Origin of the sequence: Nesterenkonia aerolata, assembly GCF_031470965.1 — a bacterium.
In the GTDB taxonomy this organism is placed as follows: domain Bacteria; phylum Actinomycetota; class Actinomycetes; order Actinomycetales; family Micrococcaceae; genus Nesterenkonia; species Nesterenkonia aerolata.
In genome coordinates this window covers 26,047-46,527 of record NZ_JAVKGR010000018.1, presented here as the reverse complement: position 1 = coordinate 46,527, position 20,481 = coordinate 26,047, and the positions used below count along the sequence as shown (strand labels likewise).

23 protein-coding genes, 1 other RNA gene and 1 pseudogene are annotated in these 20,481 nt (G+C 64.4%); 16 read left to right on the top strand and 9 right to left on the bottom strand.

Going from position 1 to position 20,481, the window contains the following annotated elements; genetic code table 11:
• Positions 1-544 precede the first annotated feature (544 nt).
• On the top strand, positions 545-895 hold the full coding sequence (locus tag RIL96_RS11665; protein WP_310549195.1) for a hypothetical protein: 351 nt from the start codon (positions 545-547) through the stop codon (positions 893-895).
• A gap of 12 nt (positions 896-907) precedes the next feature.
• Here RIL96_RS11665 and RIL96_RS11660 read toward each other — a convergent pair whose 3' ends face one another.
• Positions 908-1,330, bottom strand: coding sequence for a hypothetical protein (locus tag RIL96_RS11660; RefSeq protein ID WP_310549194.1), 423 nt, complete (start codon positions 1,328-1,330; stop codon positions 908-910).
• A gap of 148 nt (positions 1,331-1,478) precedes the next feature.
• Here RIL96_RS11660 and RIL96_RS11655 point away from each other — a divergent pair, with 148 nt between their 5' ends.
• The 12 genes and pseudogenes from RIL96_RS11655 to ftsX all read left to right on the top strand — a co-directional run bounded on the left by RIL96_RS11655 (position 1,479) and on the right by ftsX (position 12,040).
• Positions 1,479-2,876, top strand: a complete 1,398-nt coding sequence (locus RIL96_RS11655; RefSeq protein WP_310549193.1) for a hypothetical protein — start codon at positions 1,479-1,481, stop codon at positions 2,874-2,876.
• Complete coding sequence (locus tag RIL96_RS11650) at positions 2,873-4,723, top strand: hypothetical protein (protein ID WP_310549192.1); 1,851 nt, start codon at positions 2,873-2,875, stop codon at positions 4,721-4,723. Before RIL96_RS11655 ends, RIL96_RS11650 begins: the two co-directional genes overlap by 4 nt.
• A 230-nt stretch (positions 4,724-4,953) precedes the next feature.
• A pseudogene (locus RIL96_RS11645) lies at positions 4,954-5,247 on the top strand (CpaF family protein); the annotation flags it as partial.
• Positions 5,244-6,098, top strand: a complete 855-nt coding sequence (locus RIL96_RS11640; RefSeq protein WP_310549191.1) for a type II secretion system F family protein — start codon at positions 5,244-5,246, stop codon at positions 6,096-6,098. The pseudogene RIL96_RS11645 and the gene RIL96_RS11640, both read left to right, overlap by 4 nt.
• Positions 6,095-7,036, top strand: a complete 942-nt coding sequence (locus RIL96_RS11635) for a type II secretion system F family protein (RefSeq protein WP_310549190.1) — start codon at positions 6,095-6,097, stop codon at positions 7,034-7,036. The genes RIL96_RS11640 and RIL96_RS11635 overlap by 4 nt, the downstream gene beginning before the upstream one ends.
• Before the next feature lie 135 nt (positions 7,037-7,171).
• Positions 7,172-7,381, top strand: a complete 210-nt coding sequence (locus RIL96_RS11630) for a hypothetical protein (RefSeq protein WP_310549197.1) — start codon at positions 7,172-7,174, stop codon at positions 7,379-7,381.
• Complete coding sequence (locus tag RIL96_RS11625) at positions 7,378-7,854, top strand: TadE family protein (protein ID WP_310549189.1); 477 nt, start codon at positions 7,378-7,380, stop codon at positions 7,852-7,854. The genes RIL96_RS11630 and RIL96_RS11625 overlap by 4 nt, the downstream gene beginning before the upstream one ends.
• Entirely contained in the window at positions 7,841-8,299 is a 459-nt protein-coding gene (locus tag RIL96_RS11620) for a hypothetical protein (protein ID WP_310549188.1), read from the top strand. Before RIL96_RS11625 ends, RIL96_RS11620 begins: the two co-directional genes overlap by 14 nt.
• Positions 8,296-8,757: a hypothetical protein gene (locus RIL96_RS11615; protein WP_310549187.1), complete on the top strand. Its 462-nt coding sequence runs from the start codon at positions 8,296-8,298 to the stop codon at positions 8,755-8,757. The genes RIL96_RS11620 and RIL96_RS11615 overlap by 4 nt, the downstream gene beginning before the upstream one ends.
• 141 nt (positions 8,758-8,898) lie before the next feature.
• Positions 8,899-10,008 carry a peptide chain release factor 2 gene (gene prfB / locus RIL96_RS11610; RefSeq protein WP_310549186.1) on the top strand — a complete coding sequence of 370 codons (1,110 nt, stop codon included), beginning with the start codon at positions 8,899-8,901 and terminating at the stop codon, positions 10,006-10,008.
• Positions 10,009-10,028: 20 nt separating this feature from the next.
• Positions 10,029-11,123 (top strand): cell division ATP-binding protein FtsE, encoded by a 1,095-nt coding sequence (ftsE, locus tag RIL96_RS11605; RefSeq protein ID WP_310549185.1) that lies wholly within the window; start codon positions 10,029-10,031, stop codon positions 11,121-11,123.
• Positions 11,123-12,040 (top strand): permease-like cell division protein FtsX, encoded by a 918-nt coding sequence (ftsX, locus tag RIL96_RS11600; RefSeq protein WP_310549184.1) that lies wholly within the window; start codon positions 11,123-11,125, stop codon positions 12,038-12,040. The genes ftsE and ftsX overlap by 1 nt, the downstream gene beginning before the upstream one ends.
• Before the next feature lie 112 nt (positions 12,041-12,152).
• Here the strand turns inward: ftsX and RIL96_RS11595 are convergent, their stop codons facing one another.
• Entirely contained in the window at positions 12,153-13,412 is a 1,260-nt protein-coding gene (locus RIL96_RS11595) for an integrase catalytic domain-containing protein (protein WP_310549183.1), read from the bottom strand.
• A 194-nt stretch (positions 13,413-13,606) separates the two neighbouring features.
• On the opposite strand from RIL96_RS11595, the gene ssrA reads away from it, so the two are divergent.
• Both ssrA and RIL96_RS11585 read left to right on the top strand, forming a co-directional pair.
• Positions 13,607-13,986: a transfer-messenger RNA gene (gene ssrA / locus RIL96_RS11590) on the top strand.
• 197 nt (positions 13,987-14,183) lie between these two features.
• A complete protein-coding gene (locus tag RIL96_RS11585) occupies positions 14,184-14,987 on the top strand; it encodes a M15 family metallopeptidase (RefSeq protein ID WP_310549182.1) in 804 nt (267 codons plus the stop codon).
• Positions 14,988-15,017: 30 nt separating this feature from the next.
• Here the strand turns inward: RIL96_RS11585 and smpB are convergent, their stop codons facing one another.
• From smpB to RIL96_RS11550, 7 genes are all read right to left on the bottom strand, one after another.
• Positions 15,018-15,521, bottom strand: a complete 504-nt coding sequence (gene smpB / locus RIL96_RS11580; RefSeq protein WP_310549181.1) for an SsrA-binding protein SmpB — start codon at positions 15,519-15,521, stop codon at positions 15,018-15,020.
• Positions 15,522-15,681: 160 nt separating this feature from the next.
• Positions 15,682-16,083, bottom strand: a complete 402-nt coding sequence (locus tag RIL96_RS11575; protein WP_310549180.1) for a fluoride efflux transporter FluC — start codon at positions 16,081-16,083, stop codon at positions 15,682-15,684.
• Positions 16,083-16,616, bottom strand: coding sequence for a fluoride efflux transporter FluC (locus tag RIL96_RS11570; RefSeq protein ID WP_310549179.1), 534 nt, complete (start codon positions 16,614-16,616; stop codon positions 16,083-16,085). The genes RIL96_RS11575 and RIL96_RS11570 overlap by 1 nt, the downstream gene beginning before the upstream one ends.
• Positions 16,617-16,628: 12 nt before the next feature.
• Positions 16,629-17,360, bottom strand: coding sequence for a metal-dependent transcriptional regulator (locus RIL96_RS11565; protein ID WP_310549178.1), 732 nt, complete (start codon positions 17,358-17,360; stop codon positions 16,629-16,631).
• Complete coding sequence (locus tag RIL96_RS11560) at positions 17,360-18,265, bottom strand: metal ABC transporter permease (RefSeq protein WP_310549177.1); 906 nt, start codon at positions 18,263-18,265, stop codon at positions 17,360-17,362. Before RIL96_RS11560 ends, RIL96_RS11565 begins: the two co-directional genes overlap by 1 nt.
• Positions 18,265-19,026, bottom strand: a complete 762-nt coding sequence (locus RIL96_RS11555) for a metal ABC transporter ATP-binding protein (protein ID WP_310549176.1) — start codon at positions 19,024-19,026, stop codon at positions 18,265-18,267. Before RIL96_RS11555 ends, RIL96_RS11560 begins: the two co-directional genes overlap by 1 nt.
• Entirely contained in the window at positions 19,023-20,096 is a 1,074-nt protein-coding gene (locus RIL96_RS11550) for a metal ABC transporter solute-binding protein, Zn/Mn family (protein WP_310549175.1), read from the bottom strand. The genes RIL96_RS11555 and RIL96_RS11550 overlap by 4 nt, the downstream gene beginning before the upstream one ends.
• Positions 20,097-20,102: 6 nt before the next feature.
• On the opposite strand from RIL96_RS11550, the gene RIL96_RS11545 reads away from it, so the two are divergent.
• The gene (locus RIL96_RS11545; RefSeq protein WP_310549196.1) at positions 20,103-20,477 is read left to right on the top strand and encodes a CPBP family intramembrane glutamic endopeptidase; all 375 of its coding nucleotides are present in this window, start codon (positions 20,103-20,105) and stop codon (positions 20,475-20,477) included.
• The last annotated feature ends 4 nt before the right edge of the window (positions 20,478-20,481 follow it).

The window sequence follows — 20,481 nt, the reverse complement described above, 5'->3', positions numbered from 1 at the left end:
GTAGTCCTCTGCGCCATCATCGCCTGCCTACGCACATAGGAGACACGCCCTAGATCGTCTGCACGGGAGCCCCAAGCTCTGTGTAAGCCGCGATGTCTACAATGCACCCCCTCCTTAGCCCCTTGCCTGTCTAGGGACTGAGCAGTCCTCAGAAGAACCCACCGTCGCTGTGAAGCGAAGTCCTCGCTGTCTTGACACAGAACTGTCCATGATGCCCCGATACACACACTGGGGCTGATGTCCTGATACATCCGCAGGCCCCCCTTGTTTCCTTCTCCTTCGATGTTCCTGCACCTCTATTCCATAGGCCAGCCGGGAAGAGCACATCTAACCAGGGTTAGCAGTCGTGGCTTGGGCCGCGACCGTTGAACACCGCGCCTCAATCTGTAGGCGGGGCGGGAGAGAGTGCCGACCGTCCTGTAAATCCGGACGACGCTCATGGCACTGAAGAGTCGAACTGTGCGGTGAGACCCCAGACAACGAGTTGTTAGGCACCAGTTGACGGGCGTACCGCCGTGGCTGTCATCCCGGACACTCCCTGGGCATGGATAGCTACGACACCACGCTCAATGTCTCAGAATCGGCTTATCCCTGCGTTGCGGAGGGGTGTCAGGAGTGTTCTCCGTGCCGGCCTCCTGCCCCGAAGTATCGGGCGGTCGCTCCGCTGCGCGAGGTTGCTCAGCGGCTCAATGCCCTGCTGGAGGTTCATGATGATGAGTTCGAGAACCTGGACTTGATGGAACTCTACTGTGAGCTCGCGAAGGTCCGGCAGGTGCTCGATGCCGCGCAGGTCGACTTGACCAAAGAAGTGGTCGAGGAGGGGCGGATCCTCAAGACGTTCGCTGAGCAGTCAGGCATCGCCTATGGCACGGTGCAACGGTGGGCGCGGCAGTAACAAGCGGAAGGCTTATTGGCCCTGCGGGTTGCGCTGGTGGGGTTGGAGGATCGCCCCCGGCTCTCTGAAAAGGGCATCCTGTGCTCTGCGGTACCCGGCAAGGTCTTTGCCTCGGTATTCATAGATCCTGGCCAGGTCGGTGCCCAGCACGTAGGAAAGTCCAACCACGTCTGCGAGCTTGATCCAGGTCTGGCCGGTCAGCAGGCGGTAGAGCCTCTTGTAATCCATGCCGGCAGAGGCCGCCACTGCGTTGAGGTTCCGCCCGTCGATCTTCACCCGGGACTTCACCGTGTAAGCAATCACCGACTGAAGCTCCGCGGCCACAGCATCGTGCCGGTGAGCAGATCCTTCAGCCTTGAGGTCCTTCTTCACTGACGCATTGGGGTCAGCGAAGAGCTCAGGCTCGTCGAGATAATCGCGGGGCTGCATAGGCACCCCTCCAGCATATGTGCCATGGCGCCCACGCGGGCAGATGACACTGACTGCCATGCAAAACGGACGCATTTGTCCGTTCATCGCATTCGAAGGTATGTTCGACCCATGATTTGGGCCGGCCATTGCGCTCTCCGGATACTCCCCGGGCATGAATGCGCCAGAACTGAGTTCCTCGGAGACCGCCGAACTGCGATGCGGCCTGCCGGGTCCGTGGTCCGACCTGTTGCCGCTGATGCTGGGACCGGTCGCTCAGCGGTACGTCCATTGGCAGCATCGGCCGTTTCCTGCCGAGCTCGCCGAGGGTCCACCTGCCGGGTTCGCCCCTGCACGAGCACGTCGTGCCGACACCGGAGTCCGGAAGCGGGCCGATGCGGACCTTCTGCCTCAGGTCGAGACGTCCCGGCGCAGGGAGTACCGGTCTCATGCAACACCGCGAGGTCATGGGTCGTACGTCACCTACGGAGTGGCCGAGAGGGGGACGAATCTCTTGGCTGAGCCGCGTGAACTGACTGAGACCGAGATCGCCGATGTCCACGCCTACCGGCCCATCGCGGACGGGGTGGGGGAGAACTACGGGCCCATCCGCGACTATGTCATCCGAGTGGTGCTCAACGTCGGGCGATACAGCGCCGGTCACCCGAAGCCGACCCAATCGGTCGTAGCCCGATACGTGGACTGGGCGTACCGGATCATGGGCACAGATCTCGATGACGCGGAGATCTTCGACCGGGACCTGATTGCCTACTACGCCATCAACGTCGTCAAGGACCGCGCCCCGAAGTCCTATGGCGCAGTCCGCGGACGTCTGCTGGCGGTGGCGAATCGCCTGCTGCCTGCTGATAAACGGCTGGTAAAGCTCCAGTCTGTGCCTCACCAGGCATACCAGGCCCCGTACAGCGCTGAGGAGATCGAGTCTTTGAAGCTCTGGGCCTCCTCCTCGTCCACGCCCTATATGCGGCACTGCTGCTGGGTGCTGCTGACCTACTGTCTCGGTGCGGGCCTGACCCCAGCGGATCTGGGTACTCTGCGTGGCCGCAACATTGTGGAGACCCCCGAAGGCGTGATCATCCACGTCGGCGGAAAGAACCCCCGGCAGGTGGCCGTACTCGCGGAGTGGGAAGACTGCGCGATCGTCCTGGCCGAGGCCGTAGAGCCCGATGCCTATCTCTTCCGCCCCGAGAGTCACGGCGGCAAGCACGCGATCACTACCGACATCATCAACCGGACCCGCACCCAGGCACAACGATTCGGGACGCGGGTCAACACCAAGCGGATGCGGATCACCTGGTATGTGCGTCTGCTGAACTCCGGGGTCGGGCTGAACACCTTCATCGCTGCTGCCGGTCTGAAGACACCCAGTTCTCTGGATCGGGTCATCCCGTACCTGGATGAGGAGCCCTATGAGGCTGCTGTGGCAGCACTTCGCGCCTATGACGCAGAGAGGAAGGCCCAATACCGGGAGGCCAACCGTGAGACCTGCAATCAGATCCGTCGGGAGCGTAATGCCCTGAAGAAGCAGATGGGTATCGAAGGGGCGCAGGCATGAGTGCCCAGGCTTCTTTCGACGAGGACTATGTCCTGGACGAGACCCGTCAGTGGCGAGGGGTCTATTCCAAGCGCATCAACGCCAGTGACGAGGATGTGGTGCGCACGCTCGGGCACATCAAGCGCACCGGGATCAGCGCAGAGCTCTACCGATGGATGGAAGAGGACCGGATCGCTGCTGGTAAGCAGGCTGGCCCGAAGCCTGCCATGGATTTCGCCGCAGTGCTCGCGCTGTACCTGACGCTGGCCTGCGCCGGGCAGGCGATGACCACCCGCAATGCCGCCAACCTCGCCCGATACGGGCTAAGTGACCACACCCGGCGGCGGCTGGGTATCGAGCTCGACGAGAAGGCGACTGCCGATGCGGTCTATGACCGGATTGATCGGGCCTTCCACCGCCTGCTTGCCGTGGTAGACCCCGAGCCCGGGCCGCGACGGCAGAAGATGAGCCGCGAAGCCCGCCAGAACCACCTGGCGTCTCTGGACGAGGACGCCGTGCGAATGCGCCGTGAACGGTTGCACCAGATCTGCAACGCCCTGATCGTCCAGTCCTATAAGGACCTGCCCCGTGAGGTGCGGCGCCGCTGGAAGGGCAACGCCGTAGTCGATGGGACCGTGGTTCCCGTCCACTCCCGTGGCCACAGCAAGACCAGCCAGTGGATCAGCACTGAGTACGAAGCAGGCTGGTACCAGCGAAAGGGCGACCACTTCCTCGACGATGATGCTCCAACCCAGCAGCTCAAGAACAAGGGCATCTTCGGATACGACGCCGCGATCGTCTCCATGGCCACCAACGACCCCAGCCGGGTGACGACTTTCCCGCAACTCGCAGTCGGGATGAGCTTCGACAAGCCCGCGGTGGAGCCCGGACAGAACGCCATCATCGCTCTGGAACAGATGAACCGAGCAGGCCTGCCCGCCCGGCTCATCATCGGAGACCGTGCCTACGGCAACAGCCCCCTGGCCGAAAACTTCCAGATCCCCGCCCGCGAGCTGGGCTATCAGCTGCTCTTCGACATGAAGGTCGACGATCTGGGTAAGCCCTACGACGAGGGACACTTCATTGTCCTGGAAGGAAACCTCTACAGCCCCGCTCTGCGAGGCAAAGAGAACCTCATCAAAGCTACTGTCCACTACCGGGTCGATAAGAGCATCGACTACGACACCTGGCAGAAGCGCCTCGAACAGCGTGCCAAGTACATGCTCCAGCCCCATGAGGCTGCGACTCGTGAGGGCGGTGGTCAGCAGATGCGCTGCCCAGCCGCCGGACCGAACCCCACCGTGGCCTGCCCCCTACGGCCCAGGGACATCGAAGCCGAGACGGGCAAGCACCTGGCGCTGCTTCCGATCATGCCCAAGAACGTCCCGGCAGAGCACACCCGCGGCAAACTCTGCACCAACGCAGGCGGAACCTCCATCATTCGTGGCCCGGTCTATGACCGCCAGGCAATGGATCCCCGTATCCAGTTCGGCACACCTGAGTGGTACACCTGGTACTCCACCACCCGTAACACCATCGAGTCCGTCAATGCCTCAGCCAAGAACGGCGCCGGAGCAGCTCTGGCGATCGCTGACCGCCGCCGTATCCGCGGTTACGCAGCCAACTACATCTTCACCGCCCTGCTGCTAGTGGCCACCAACATGCACAAGACCGAGGTCTTCATGGCCAAGAACATCCAGGTCGATTCCCGCGGTCGTGGCCCAGAGAAGAAGAACACACCCCGGCTGCGTGATGTCACCTGGGGCAAGGAACTGCCCAAGCCCTGGAACGCCCCGCCGAAGAAACGACGGCAACGAGAACGCGGACCAGACTGGAGCCCTCCCACCAGAGGCGAATCCGCGATCTAAACAACAACAGCTCCGACCCAACCCCGTCATGCCCTGATTAGGGCCAGGCGGGGCTTTTTCATGCCCGAAAACAGCAGAAGAACCACCTGAAGCGTCTCCGTGGGCTCTGAGGCCTCTCGACAGCGGCGACGCAGCGAGAAATGGCCCCGGACACTGACCTCTCAATAGGTCTCGTAACATTCCAAGACCAGTTCCGAGAACAACTTTCGACAGCTTCCGAGAACAACCCGATCTGCACGTTGCCGCTCCTGGCGGGTGAGAACATCAGTCGCGGGTTCATTGTGCCGACGGTGGCATCCTGCGTGGACCTCGTCGTCCACTGTGCGCGTGATGCCGAGGGCCACCGGCATGTCGACGAGATCCTCGCCGTGGGTGGGCGTGTGGAAGGTGAAGCCATCGAGACCACGACCCTCTTCGAGCGCCGCGACGGGGAGCTTCAGCTGAACCCCTCGGCCGTGCTGGACAGCAAGAAGCTCAGCGCCGAGGCGAAGGCCCGGATCGGACGTGCAGGAGTGCTGCTGTGAGTGTGGCACTAGGGTTGATGCTCGGCGTCGGGCTGCTGCTGATCTGGTGGTCGTTCTGGCCGATGCCGCCGCGACGGCCCAAGGGGCCTCGGCGGGGGCGGCTCCAGCAGCTCTTGGCAGAGGCCGGTCATCGGCGCGTCGGTATCTCCGGAGTGATCACCGCGATGCTCGGATGTGCGCTGATCAGCGGTCTGGCCGTGCTGGTGATGACCACGGCGGTGCCCCTGGCACTGTGCTTCGCGGCATTCGGCTCCGCCGTGCCCATCGTGGTGCTGCGCTGGCAGACGAAGAAACGGCGTGCGGTGCTGCGTGAGATCTGGCCCGATGCCGTCGATCACCTGCGCTCAGCAGTGCGCGCGGGGATGTCACTGCCGGAGGCCTTGATGCAGTTGGGCACCTCCGGCCCCGAACCATTGCGTGAGCCATTCGAGGAGTTCGCCAAGGACTACCGTTCCGGTCAGAGCGTCGATACCGCCCTGGCCGGGTTGAAGCAGCGGTTGGCCGACCCGGTCGGTGATCGCATCGTCATCTCTCTGACCATTACCCGGGAGGTCGGCGGTTCTGACCTGGGCCGGCTGCTGGGCACGCTGGCAGAGTTCCTGCGTGATTCGGCGCGCACCCGCAGCGAGCTCGAGGCGCGCCAGTCGTGGACGGTGAACGCCGCGAAGCTCGCCGTGGCGGCCCCGTGGATCGTGGTGCTGCTGATCTCGACTCAGCCTGAAGCCGCCCAGGCCTATCAGAGCGTCACCGGTCTGATGGTGTTGGCCGTCGGACTGGGCGTCTCAGTGATCTGCTACCGGCTGATGCTGCGCATCGGTGCTCTGCCCACGGAAGCGAGGGTGCTGCTGTGACCACCTCGATCGCCTGGGCACTGGTGGCCGGACTGGGTCTCGGCCTCGGAACGCTCATCGTCATCTTCTCCCTGCCGGTGCTCAACGAACCTCGGCTGGTTGACCGGGTCACCCCGCACCTGCGGTCTTCGGCGACTGCCACAGATCTGTTCAGCACGTCCCGTCCCCGTGCGGTGCCCATCGGAGCCGCCGGGCGTCTCTTCCTCCCCGTGGTGGAGGCGCTGCGCGAACATGTGGAGCGGTTCGCCGTGGACTCCGAGCAGCTCCACGCACGATTGGAACAGGCCGATTCACCGCTCGGCGTCGCCGACTATCGCCTCCAGCAGCTGGTCATGGCGGTCTCGGCCGGTGCGCTTGCCATCGGTGCACAGGTCATGGCGTTCTTCGCTGATGCCTTCCACCCGCTGTTGGCCGTGGTCAGCGTGCTCGCCGCCGGTGTGCTCGGCTATGGGGCCAGAGACACGATGCTGACCGCACGCATCCGCCGGCGGCACACACGGATGCTCTCGGAATTCCCGACGGTGGCGGAGATGATCGCGCTGGCGGTCAGTGCCGGTGAGAGCGCTCCGGGGGCGTTCGAACGTGTCAGCCGTGTCTCCCGCGGGGAACTGCATGTGGAGTTCCTGCGAGTCCAGCGTCAGATGCAGGCTGGTGCCAGTTTCTCCGAAGCATTGAAGCGCATGTCTGCCAGGGTCCGCTCGGCGCCGATCACTCGGTTCCTCGAGGGCATCATCGTCGCGATGGAGCGAGGGACGCCCTTGGCGGAGGTGATGCGGGCCCAGGCTCAGGACGTCCGGGATCTGTCCAAACGCGAATTGATGGAGACGGCGGGGAAGAAGGAGATCTCCATGATGGTCCCGTTGGTCTTCGGGGTCCTGCCGCTGACTGTGGTCTTCGCGGTCTATCCCGGGGTGGAACTGCTCTCGATCGGCGTCTGATATAGGCGTCTGCTCGGGGCGTCCGAAGGAATACACCTGACTGATAACGACAAGAACCTATAACTGGATATCGCTGAAGAGAACGAAAAAGAACACCGAGATCACCAGATCACGACAAGACTGAGAGGACTACTGATGCACCGCACCACTGATGAGACCGTTCCTGCTTCTCACCTCGACCTCTTCCGCCGACTGATGGCCCGCCTTCAGGATGAGCAGGGCGATGTGCCCGGGTGGGTCATGATCACCTTGATGAGCGCCGTCTTGGTGGCAGGGCTGCTGGCCATCGCTCAGCCAGCGCTGGAGGGCCTGTTCAACGACGCGATCAGCAACGTCTCCCAGTGAGACGGCGCCCAGCGCGGTTCAGCCGCGATGGCGCCGGCGGCACCGGGCAGAGCGACGAGGTCGGTGAGACTGAGGGGACTGCTGAGACCGAGGTGACTGCTGAGACCGGGGAAACCGGTGCGGCGACGGCGGAGTTCACGATGGTCGCCGCCGTGCTGGTGCTGCTGACGGTGACGATCATTCAGCTGGCAGTGTTCGTCCACGTCCGCAACACTCTGATTGACGCCGCCTCCACCGGCGCCCGGTTCGGCGCACTGCAGGACCGTGGCCCCGAGGACGGAGTCCAGCGCACTAGGGATCTGATCAGTCAGAGCCTGGCCGATGAGCACGCTGAAGAAGTCAGCTATGAGTACCTGGGCGATGAGGGCGAACGGACGCTGCGGGTTACTGTGCGCTCGCAGGTGCCCGTCCTCGGCATCGGGCCGGGCGTCGGCAGCGTGGAGGTGACCGGCAGTGCCTATGAGTTCGAGTGAGCTGAGCGCGGCGCTGCGTCGTCGACCGGGACATGCCGGGGATGAGGAGGGCTCCTCGATCATCGAGTTCGTGGTGCTCACCGCTGTGCTGTTGGTGCCAGTGGTGTATCTCATCGTGGCTGTGTCGAGCCTCCAAGTCGCCTCGTATGCTTCAGTGGGTGCTGCCGATCAGGCTGCGAAGATGCATGCCACGGCCGAGAACCCGGAAGATTCTGCTTCTCGGGCTGAAGCCGCCGTGTCCGCAGCCTTGGCGGATTACGACATTGACGCCTCCCAGGCAGAGATCAGCATCGACTGTCCTGCCGGCAGCTGTGAGGATGACGGGGATCTCGTCTCGGTCACTGTGGATGTGACCGTGCCGGTTCCGCTGCTCTCGTCGCTGGGGTCATGGGATCCGACGTTGGCGACTGTCTCTTCGAACTCTGTGCAGGTGAGGGCACAGTGAATGGAACAACGAAGGGCACAATGCGCCGGAGAGTCGTCGCCCTTCGCGGGGAGGAGGGGCAGAGCACGGTGCTGTTCCTCGGCATGATGCTGCTGGTGCTCTCGGTGACCGCAGTGGTCATCGGGGCGACGGCAGTCAATCTTGAGGCTCGTCGTCTGTTGGCCGCCGCTGATGGGGCAGCTTCAGCGGCCTCACTCAGCGCGACGGCCTCTGGCGACGTCCGGCCGACGGTGTCTGAAGGTCAGGCGCTCGCCGCTGCGGAAGAGTATCTGCATACTTCCGGCGCCCAGGAGCGCTTCGACGGCGTGGAGATCACCGCAGTGCAGGTCACCGATGGAGGCCGCACTGCCCATATCGAGTTGTCGACGACTGCCGAGCTGCCTCTGATCTCCCAGATGCTGCCGGCCGAGGTGCCTGTGTCCGCGGAGTCCCACGCTCGGGTCATTCTGCGTCGCTGACTCTGCGCATCAGTTCCCAGCCGGTGGTGTGCTGTTTTCAAGCAAGCTGGTTGAGCTTCGCACGGCGATTCGCCTCCGGCCGCAGAGCCGCCGCCCAGCCTCCGCTTTGGCCGGAGCAGTAACCGGTAGTGTGGACTCGTTATGGCAGAGACTGATTTCCCCGCTGAGCTGCGCAGCCTGCGCGCCACTATGGACCGCATCGCCCAGGTCACCGACGTCGAGAAGCTGCGGGCCGAGGTGGATGAGCTCTCTGAGCAGGCCGCGGCCCCGGATCTCTGGGATGACCAGGACAATGCTCAGAAGGTCACCTCTAAGCTCTCGCACCGGCAGGGTGAGCTTCGTCGGATCACGGATCTCGCCCAACGTATCGATGATGTTGAGGTCATGGTTGAGATGGCTGAGGAGGAGGGTGATGAGGATACCCGCCGGGAGGCCGTCACTGAGGTGGCCGCGATCTCCAAGGCCCTGGAGTCCCTTGAGGTCGTGACTCTGCTCTCCGGTGAGTACGACGAGCGTGAGGCCGTGGTCACCATCCGTTCCGGTGCCGGGGGAGTCGACGCCGCAGACTTCGCCGAGATGTTGCTGCGCATGTACACCCGCTGGGCCGAGACTCGTGAGTGGAGCGTGCAGGTGCTCGATACCTCCTACGCCGAGGAGGCCGGGCTGAAGTCCGCCACCTTCGAGGTCAAAGCCCCCTATGCCTTCGGCACGCTCTCCGTGGAAGCCGGCACTCACCGTCTGGTGCGGATCAGCCCCTTTGACAACCAGGGCCGCCGCCAGACCAGCTTCGCCGCCGTCGAGGTCATCCCGCTCATCGAGGGAACCGACCACATCGAGATCGACGAGAACGACCTGAAGATCGACGTCTTCCGCTCCTCCGGGCCCGGCGGGCAGTCGGTCAACACCACTGACTCTGCAGTGCGCATCACCCACCTGCCCACCGGCACAGTGGTGTCCATGCAGAATGAGAAATCCCAGATCCAGAACCGTGCGGCCGCGATGCGCGTGCTCGAATCCCGCCTGCTGCTGCTCAAACAGGAGGAGGAGAGCGCGGAGAAGAAGGCCCTCGCCGGAGACATCAAAGCCTCTTGGGGAGATCAGATCCGGTCCTACGTGCTGCACCCCTACCAGATGGTCAAGGACCTGCGCACCGAACACGAGACCGGTCAGGCCCAGGCCGTGCTCGACGGTGACCTCGACGGCTTCATCGACGCCGGTATCCGGTGGCGGGCCCAGGGCGACGAGGCCTGATCCCCGGGAGGTCCTGACCGATGATCCGCTTCGAGCACGTCACCCGGCGCTATGAGCGCGACGGCCGACCCGCCCTCGACGACGTCAGCGTCGAATTCGACCGCGGTGACTTCGTCTTCCTCATCGGTGCCTCCGGCTCCGGCAAATCCACTCTGCTGCGGATGATCCTGCGCGAAGGACTCCCACAGCACGGGCGGCTCACCGTCGCCGGGCAGAACCTGGGGCTGATGTTGGAGCGCCGGGTGCCGGCGTATCGACGATCTATCGGCATGGTCTTCCAGGACTTCCGGCTGCTGCCCGATAAGACCGTCTACGACAACGTCGCCTTCGCCATGAATGTCATCGGTGCGCGCCGAGCTCAGACGCGAGCGCGTGTGACCGATGTGCTGGAGACGGTGGGGCTGGATCACCTCGGCCGCCGCTATCCGCACGAGATATCAGGTGGTGAGCAGCAGCGGGCCGCCATAGCTCGGGCCATCGTCAACGAGCCCGCCGTGCTGCTGGCCGACGAACCCACCGGGAACCTGGACCCGCACGCCTCCACTGAGGTGATGAAGATCCTGCGCTGGATCAATGCCTCTGGAACCACGGTCATCATGGCTACCCACGATCGGCCTATCGTCGATCAGATGCGCCGCCGGGTCGTCCAGCTCCATCACGGTGTGCTGGTCCGCGACGATCCCCAGGGCACCTATGACCCGCCCCGAGGTTCCCGGGCCTGGGAACTGCTCAACGAGCAGGAGGCCGCGGCCGGTCTTCGCGCCATCGACCCCAAGCCTGCCGGCTTCGGTGATTACACTGACCTGCCGGACCGGGACCGCCCGGAGAAGGCCGAGGACCCAGGGGAGTCTGAGGACTCTGCCGCCGATCTCGGCGCTGAAGCGGCCCAGGCCTACCGGATCACCTGGCCGGAGGACCGTCGTCCTGTAACGGCTCAGGAACCTGCAGAACAGGTACCGGCTGGCGTCGACGGCACTGAGCTGACCGGTGTGCAGCAGGAGGGCTTCACCGAGCGCGACGACGCGGCGGGCCAGGCCGGCGACGAAGAGTTCGAGGAGCTCGACGCCCTGGACCGCGATGAGGATGAGGTCCGCTTCGAGGAGGGGAGGCTCTGATGCATCGGTTACTGCACATGCTCGGTGAGACCTTCACCTCGTTGCGCCGCAACGTCGCCATGGTCTCGGCTTTGATCCTGGTGACCTTCATCTCCCTGACCTTCGTCGGTGCCGCGGCGCTGATGCAGACCCAGGTCGATGAGATGACCGATGACTTTCACGAACAGCTGGAGGTCTCGGTCTTCCTGTGTACGGAGGGCTCACCGGCCTCGGCCTGCCCGGCAGGGGCCGTCACCGACGACCAGCGTGAGGCGGTGGAGCAGTCGCTCGAGGAGGGGGCTGCCGCGCAGTACGTGGACTCCTACCGATACGAGTCCCAGGACCAAGCGCTGGAGAACTTTCTCGATCAACGCGGCCAGGACGCAGACTCTTCGTCGGTGGAGGCCGCCGATATGCCCGAGTCCTTCCGCATCCTGCTGGTCGACCCCGAGCAGTACGAGGTGGTCACTGAGCTCTTCGCCTCGGCCCTGGGAGTGGAGAGCGTGGCTGACCAGCAGGAGATCCTGGACCAGGTCTTCGGGATCCTCAACGGGATGACGATGGTCGCGCTGATCATCGCGGCCGTGATGATCGTCTGCGCGGTGCTGCTGGTCTCCACGACGATCCGGCTCTCCGCTTTTGCCCGACGCCGTGAGACCGGGATCAAACGTCTGGTGGGTGCCTCGAAGTCGATGATCCGGCTGCCCTTCATCTTCGAAGGGGCGCTTGCCGCACTGATCGGAGCGTTGCTGGCCTGCGCGGCTACGTGGGTGATCGCTGAGTTCGTGCTCGGCCAATGGCTCGCCCAGCAGGTGCCGGGGATCAGTTTCATCGACTCCTCCGCCTCCTGGCTGATCATGCCGATGCTGATCCTTATCGCCCTGGTGCTCGCCGTTCTCGCGTCCTGGCTGACGGTGCGCCGCTACCTGCGCGTCTAGAGCACCGACGGCGTGGACGGACGCCGTAGTGCCTCATGTCAAGATGCCCGCGAAAGTTTGGTGGTGCCTCAGATGTGATTGCCCGCGAATGGTCTGGCTCGTGTCGGGCGGGTTAGGAGGCTTGGGCGACGTGGATGCCCTTGCGGACGTCGGGCAGAGCGGAGGGGATCTGGGCGAGGTAGAGCTGCTCGGTCTTCTCGCGTGCCAGGGCGATCAGGCGAGTCTGGAGGTCGCTGATACGGCGTGCGGTGTCCAGCGGGTCCAGGCGGTCGCGGTAGGCGAGTAACTCGCGCTCCTGGGTGGGTGAGAGCACTCCGGCGCGTAGCAGCCGGTCCAGTGGGGTCGCCGGGTCGTCGTAGAGCCGTTTGCGGCGTCCAGCGCGGTCTGTGCCCCACCCGGAGGGCTTCTTGGTGGGCTTGAGGAAGTTGAACTGGTCATCGACCAGGCGCCAGAGGTCGTTGAGGACCTTCCGCTCGGCGGTGGTGTCGTAGCGGTAGTAGAACGCGTGCTTGCGCACCAGGTGCCCGTTCTTCGACTCGATCGTGGCCTGGTCGTTCTTGGTGTAGGGACGGCCGCGAGTGAAATAGATGCCCAGGTCACCGGCCCAGTTCACGATGCCGTGATTGAGGAACTCCGAACCGTTGTCGAAGTCCATCCCCGAGACTGCGAACGGGATCTGGGCGACCGCCTCGTCGAGCGCGGCCAGGATGTGCTTGTGGGCGTTGTTGCGGATGCTGCGGGTGAACGTCCACCCGGTATGCACACAGGTCAGATTCACGGTGCGGGCGAACTCGCCCTTGAGCACCGGGCCGCAGTGGGCGACGGTATCGACCTCGAAGAAGCCCGGCTCGGCCTCGACCTCGTCGCCGGCCTTGCGGATCTGGATCGAGGTGCGCAGCAGTGGGCCTGCTTTCGTGGTCGATATCCCCCGCAGGTGGTCTCTCGCCTTGGCGGGCTGGAGGTAGCGGTCGATCGTGGCGGCGCTCATCGCTTCCAACTCCGCCCGCACCGATTCGCTGTAGTGGTCCGAGCCCGCTTCGAGGTGCCCGGCCTTCTCCAGGAGGTCAAGCAGCAGCGGTATCGACACAACCAGGTACTTTCCGCACTGGTACCCCGAGGCCGCCCACACCCGCTGGAGGACCTTCAGTGCGTCGTAGGAGTATTTCGGGCGCCGCGGCTTCCGCGGCCGCGCCGCGAGGGTCCTGCCCCTGCCCGGGGGTGCCTTGGCTGCCGCTGTCAGACGCCGCCGGGCGTTGTCCCGTGACCAGCCCGTCACGGCCACCACCTGGTCCAACACCCGCCCCTTGTCCTTCTTCGATGCCCGGGCGTAGTCACGAGCGAACTTCGTCGTTACCTCAGCACGAGAGGCCATCGTCAACTCACTTCCCATGCCCTACCGACGACTCCCACAACGCGGGCATTCCTACGTGAGGCACGGGAGCCAGTTCGCGGGCACTTTTCATGAGTCTCGTCGGACGCTTCACAGGAAGCTGCACAGTGGCTTACACTGGAATGCCTGCCTGGAATATGGATCCGGGTGGGAGAAGTGGTTTGATAACCGCATACGGGGACGATCGGTTTCGACGATGTGAGTTGATCATGGGGAAGCGGGTCGAGGAAGCAAGAGGACCTCGTAAATACTCTCTGCAACCCAATAAGTGCCGATTCTAAGCGCACTGACTTCGCCCTGGCTGCCTGATAATCCAGCCAGCGCAAGTCTGTCAGCCTGAGGACGCTGTCGCCTCAGTGTCTGGCATCAGCTAGACAGCCACTGGTGGTGCTCCCTTTTCTGTGGGGGAGTATCACGACAATCACACGGATGGGCCCGGGACAGCCACTTGTCTGCATGATGGCTGGGGCCGAGTAACACCCTGCTGCAGACTGCACCCGGAGAAGCCCATGAGAATCCACATCGGACGCGGGTTCGATTCCCGCCGTCTCCACCAAATCCGCAGAAATTCGGGCGAAAACCCGGGGCATGTCGGCTTGAGGGCCACTCTACAGGAGCCCTCAATGTTCCGATATGTCCCGGGTTTTCTGTTGTGCAGGTGCACTCCTGCGGGCCCCACGCCGTTCGCGGTGCCGCCACCACAGTGAGAGCATCTAAGGTGAAGCAGCGAGATACGGAGTAGAAGGTCCGACGATGAACGCATCCCGCCGAACAACCTTCGGCCCCTGGCTGATTGCCGGGATGGCCGCTGTTCTCCTCTCGGCATGTGAAGCATCGGGCAATTCCTCCGCAGATGCAGGCGCGATGTCCGAACCTGCCGCCGAGCCAGAACGCTCCCTGCCGCCGGAACCAGTGGAAACTACCGAGTCTCATGGCTCCGGCCAAGATTCCGTCGTGCGAGAAGCCTCCACTGACCCGTCCTCGATCTACGTCTTGGTCAACCCGCTCAACCCGGTCCAACCGAAAGATCATCGGCCGGAGGATCTTGTTGACGCCAGTGTGGAGACACTGCCTTCACGTGTTCTGGTGCGTGGCGAAGTGGATGAGGCGATGCAGGAGATGTTTGGTGCCGCGGCAGAGGCCGGACTCGAATTGGAACTGGCGTCAGGCTACCGAGGATTCGACTCTCAGCAGAGTTTGTACGAACAGCGAGTAGAGGGCTACGGAGTCGAGGAAGCGGATGCCTACGTGGCGCGGCCTGGTCATTCTGAGCACCAGACCGGGCTCGCTATAGATATACAGGCTCGTGACTCTCCACACTGCGACTCCATCCGCTGTTTCGGCGAGACGCCTCACGGAGAGTGGACGGCTGAGAACGCTTCAGATTTCGGTTTTATCGTGAGATACCCGCATGGAGCGGAAGCCATCACCGGCTACTCGCCAGAGCCGTGGCATCTCCGATACATCGGGAGACCGACTGCTCAGGCCGTCTCGGACGCCGGTGTGACACTGGAAGAGTTCTGGGGTGAACCTCCAGCACCCGACTATGCGGACTGATCAGCCAGTTCCCTTGAGTGATACATGTGGTCAGGCTGCGCCGAGGTTGCGCTGGCGCATCGCCCGCTGAGCTTCACGGTCGTCCTGCTTCCGCCGCAGCGTCTCGCGCTTGTCGAACTCACGCTTACCCTTGGCGATGGCGAGCTCCACTTTGGCTTTGCCGTCCTTGAAATACAGCTGCAGGGGCACCACCGTGTAGCCCTTACCTTCGGTCTGCCGCTGAATCTTATCCAGCTCCCGGTGATGCAGCAGCAGTTTCCGCTTCCGGCGCGCCGCATGATTCGTCCACGTGCCGTTGAGGTACTCCGGAATATGGACCTGCTCCAACCACATCTCAGTCGGGTTGGAGAAGGAGGCGAACCCGTCGGTCAGCGCCGCCTGGCCTTCCCGCAGAGATTTCACCTCCGTGCCGGTGAGGACGAGGCCGGCCTCGTAACGGTCCAGAATCTCATAGTCATGACGTGCCCGCCGGTTGGTGGCGACCACGTGGTTGTTCGGATCCTTCGGACCCTTCTTCGACTTCTTCGCGGCCATTCTCGCCACCTCCTTCAGCGTGTTCGGCGTATGCCTCGGCCAGAGACCAGCTCCCCATCATACATCCCCCACTATCGAGTATCCCTGGCTTTGTGAGGAATCCCGTGGAACATACGGCGGGAGAACTCACAAAGCCAGGGATACTCGATAGTGGGGAGGGTCAGCCTAGGGCCGGCATCCCGGAGACGGCGACCCCCAGCACGCCACCGGTGATACCGCAGAGGACATGGCTGGTCCAGGTGAACACCGCCCGCGGACGCCGCCCATCCATCCACAGCTGCGCCACTCGCAGGGACACCGTGGAGAACGTCGAGAGCGCGCCGACGAGACCGACCGCCAGCACTGCCAGCACCGGCTCGCTGAGCCACCCGACGTCCACCGTGGCGTCGTCGGTCTGCAGCACGGAGAACTCCCCGAAGAGGAACCCCAGGACGAAGCATCCCAGCATATTGGCCAGCAGCACCCCACCGCGCAGATATCGGTCCAACAGCAGACGCAGAACAGCCCCCAGCGCACCTCCGAGAGCTACGCCAAGCACTGTGGCGACGGAGAGTGTGGCCATCATGACGGGCCCCCCGTTCCGCCGCGGCCCGCTGCCCGTCGTTCGGCGTCATGACCGAGGTAGCCGAAGATCCCCCGTGCGGTCACCAACCCCGCGGCGGCGGCCATCGTGCCGAAGATGATGCTGATCAGCAGATAGGCTCCGGCCTCCAGAATCCCGGGGGAGACATAGGTGACGGTACTCAGCGAATCCAGTGCGGCCCCGGGCACAGAGGGCAGCAGCACAAGGATCACCGTCGAGAACGTCGTATACGCACCGAGCAGACCCGTGCCCAGAGTCGGGACCACCCAGGACGGAGTCTTGGTCCGCACGGCCGCGATCCCCACCAGCAGTCCCAAGGCGGCAGAACCGGAGAGATTGACCAGCAGAGTCGTCCACGGGAACTTCATCCCCTGTTCCGGGATCAGCTCACCGAGCCCGAAGCGCAGCAGCGCACCGACGGCGCCACCGAGTGCGACGAGGGGCACCAGCGTCCGCAGGGGGATACGCCGGTGGTCCACCGTCGAAGGCTGAGCATTAGAAACATCGGGCACCATCCCAGGGTATTACCCATCCAGCACACAGACGCGCACCGCATGGGCGACGTCATGAGGCAGGCGCAGGTCCCCGTGCGGACCGACGACGATCACCTCCCGGCCTGCAGCATCACCGCCTGCAGGATCGCGGCCCCCGGCATCCCGGACCTCCACCGAGGAGCCCAGTGCAAGGCGTTGGGCCTGCAGCAGCTGCAGCGCCTGGGGGACGCCGTCGTCGACCTGTTCCAGCCGCACCCGGCCGCCGGAACCGACACGGCACAGCAGCACCGTCTCCGGGTAGTACGTGACCAGCTCGGGGGAGGGGATGGGATCCCCGTGCGGATCCACGCGAGGGTACCCGAGCCGGACATCCAGCCGCTCGATGAACAGGTCGGTGACTGCATGCTCCAGGCGTTCGGCCTCCTGGTGAACCTCATCCCAGCCGTACCCCAGCTCGCGGACCAGCCACGTCTCGATCAGCCGATGTCGACGGACCATCGCCAAAGCCAGCCGCCTGCCCTCCTCGGTCAGCTCCACCGGGGCATAGGGTTGGTGCTCGACGAGTCCGAGCTCAGCCATCTTGCGCACCATCGTGCTCACCGACGGGTTCGACACACCCAGTGCGCGGGCCAGATCCGAGGCGGTGACCGCAGCACCGTCCCACTCGCTGAGCCCGTAGATGGTCTTGGCGTAATCCTCCACCGACGTGGTGGCCGAGGAGGCGCGGGTGGAGCGGCCCTGGTCTGAGGTGCGGGGGCTCATCAGATCACCTCGGCTGTGGTGCTCTCGGTCGCTGCGGTCGGCTCGGTAGAACTGATTCTGCGCCGTCGGCGCCCCTCAGACAGCCGGGCGATCAGTCCTCGCCGCGGGGCGAAGAGATAGGCCAGAGTGAACTGCACGGCCTGGGTCAGCACGATCGTCGCCCCCGAGGCGACATCCAGCCAATAGCTGGCATAGAGACCGATCAGGGCGGAGAGCACAGCGCTGAGGCTGGAGAGCAGCAGCATCCTCGAGAAGGTGCGCGAGAGCAGCAGCGCCGTCGCCCCGGGGATCACCAGCATCGCGACCACCAGGATCACTCCGAGGGTCTGCAGCGCCGTCACCGTAGTCAGCGCCAACAGGCTCAGCAGCAGTGCGGCGAGCCCCCGTGTGGAGAGCCCCACCGTGTGCGCATAGGTGCGGTCAAAGGCGAAGAGCACCAGATCACGCCGCCGCACCATGAGGACCGTAATGGTCACCAGGCCCAGGAGACTGACGGTGAGCACATCGGCGCGTGAGGCGCCGAGGACATCGCCGAAGAGGATGTGCTGCAGATGCGTCTGCGTCGGCGTCACCGAGAGCAGCACCAGGCCGACGGCGAACAGCGAGGTGAACACCACGCCGATGGAGGTGTCACGCTTCAGCCCCGGCGCGGCGCCGACCGCACCGATGAGCAGCACCGCCACCAGCCCGAACAGAAAAGCGCCCACCGCAAGGGGAAGCCCGACCAATGAGGCCAGCACGACGCCCGGCAGGATCGAATGGGCCACCGCCTCACCCATCAGCGACCACCCCATCAGCACCAGCCAACAGGACAGCAGCCCGCAGACCGCCGCGGCGGTGACCGCGACGATGACAGCGTGCTGCATGAAGGGAAAGGACAGGGGCGCGATGAGCAGGTCCACCATCACCGGCTCCCTTCCGGGTTCGACGCCAGGACTGCGCCGAAGGCCTGAGCCAGCTGCTCCTCGGTCAGGACCTCTTCGGGGCGCCCGGAGGCCAGTACCCGGCGATGCAGCAGCACGACGTCATCGGCCAAAGACTCGACACCGTCGAGGTGGTGGGTCGAGACGAGCAGGGAAGTGCCGGCGTCGCGCAGCGTATGCAGCACCGAGACGATGAGCTCCTCAGAGGTGCGGTCCACCCCGGCGAAGGGCTCATCGAGAAGCATCAGCGGTGCCTGCTGGGCGATGGAACGGGCGAGCATAGCGCGCCGCCGCTGCCCCCCGGAGAGCTCGCCGACGGTCCGGTGCCCCAGATGCTGCAGATCCACCTGTTCCAGGGCGTCCTCGACGAGGCGGCGGTCCTGCGCGCGGACGCGGCGGGTGATGCCCTGATGCGGATGGCGGCCCATCATCACCAACTGCCCGACGGTCAGGGGGAAGGAATGGTCGACCGCATCGAGCTGCGGCAGATAGCTGACCAGATTATGCCGTCGCGCCTTGGAGGGGGGCTGACCGAAGATCGACACCGCCCCGGCGAACGGGCGGCGCAGGCCTAACAGCGCGGCGAAGAGAGTGGACTTCCCGGAACCGTTGGCGCCGAGCAGAGCACACAGGTGCCCGGGTTCGACACTCAGCTCGACATCCTCCAGGGCCAGGACTCCGGGGTAGCCGGCGCTGAGTCGAGTGACCTGCAGTGCAGGATGCTGGTGTGCTGGTGGGGTCATGATGTCTCCTGGGTTCCGGGGTTCCCGGCTTCAGCGCCGTCGAGGATGCGCTCGATGTCATAGCGCAGCAGCTCCAGGAACGTCGGAGCGTCGCCGTCGGGTCCGGTGAGGGAGTCGACGTACAGCGGCTCACCGAGCTCGGCGTCGGCGGTCTCAGCGACCTGCTGCTGGGCGGCGTCGTTGACCGTGGATTCACAGAAGATCATGGGCACCTCGTGGTCGATGACGTATTGGGTCTGCGCCTCGATCTGCTGCGGTGTCCCTTCGGTGCCGGCATTGACCGGCCACAGGTAGTGCTCCTGGAGGCCGAGATCTTCCGTCAGGTAGCTGAAGGCTCCCTCGCAGGTCACCAGATGGGCCCGAGAGTCCAGTTGCTCGACGCGTTCTCGGGCGTCATCGGCGATCTCCTGCAGCTCCGCGCGGTATTCGGCGGCATTCTTCGCGAAATACTCGGCATCCTCAGGAGAGAGCTCGCTGAGGGCCTCCTCCGCCGCGGTCACGTAGTCCTGCGCCACAGTGGGAGACATCCAGGCATGGGGGTTCTCGGGGAGGTCCTCACCGGCTTCGGGATGACCGGGCAGAGACGTCACCGGCAGGGGATCGATGTGCTGGGTCAGCGTGACGTTCTCCGCCTCTACCTGGTCGAGAAACCTGTCATACCAGGCCTCGAGCCCTAAGCCGTTGGAGAGGATCAGGTCTGCCTGCGCTGCGGTGCGCAGATCGGAGGGTGTGGGGTCGTACTCGTGGATTTCCGCGCCAGCGGGGGCGATGGTCTCCACGTCGACGCGGTCCCCGCCGACCTGCGCAGTGATGTCCTCCAGGATGGTGAAGGTGGTCAGGACCAGGGGGCGTTCATCTCCGCGATCATCAGTGCTGCGCTCCGGTGAAGACTCTGCGCATCCACTCAGCGTTAGGGCGGATGCTATGACAGCGGTGATCGCTGCTGCCTGTCCGTGGGAGAAGCGCCGGCGGTGGGGCCGCTGCGCCCAGGGGAGGAATGGGTGGAGCGGTGGAAGGCCACGGCTCGACGGTGAGACGGAAGGCATGGCGCCCAGCGTAGGTTTAGTCATGCCTAAATAGCAAACTGTGACGGACTGAGGGTCCCGTCGACACTCCGACCAGACAGTCGCGCTGGCCCTTGCCCTAGAGGGGGTCGTCTTCTTCGCGACGATTATCATGCGTCATGCACGGAGGAGGTGCTCTTCCGCGGGATCGCACTGCGGCTGCTGGACGACTGGTTGGGTACCTGGAGCGCGCTGCTCATCACCTCGGTGATCTTCGGCTTCCTCCACATCGCCAACCCGGGCAACCGCCTCTGGAGCTCCGTGGTGAGCACCGCAGTCTGCCTCGCCGTCGCCGCAGTGCTCTTGGGCATTGCGTGGAAGCGAGGACATATCCGCCCGGCGCCACATCGGGAAACTATCTCAGGCCGGGAAACTATCTCCGATTGAACAG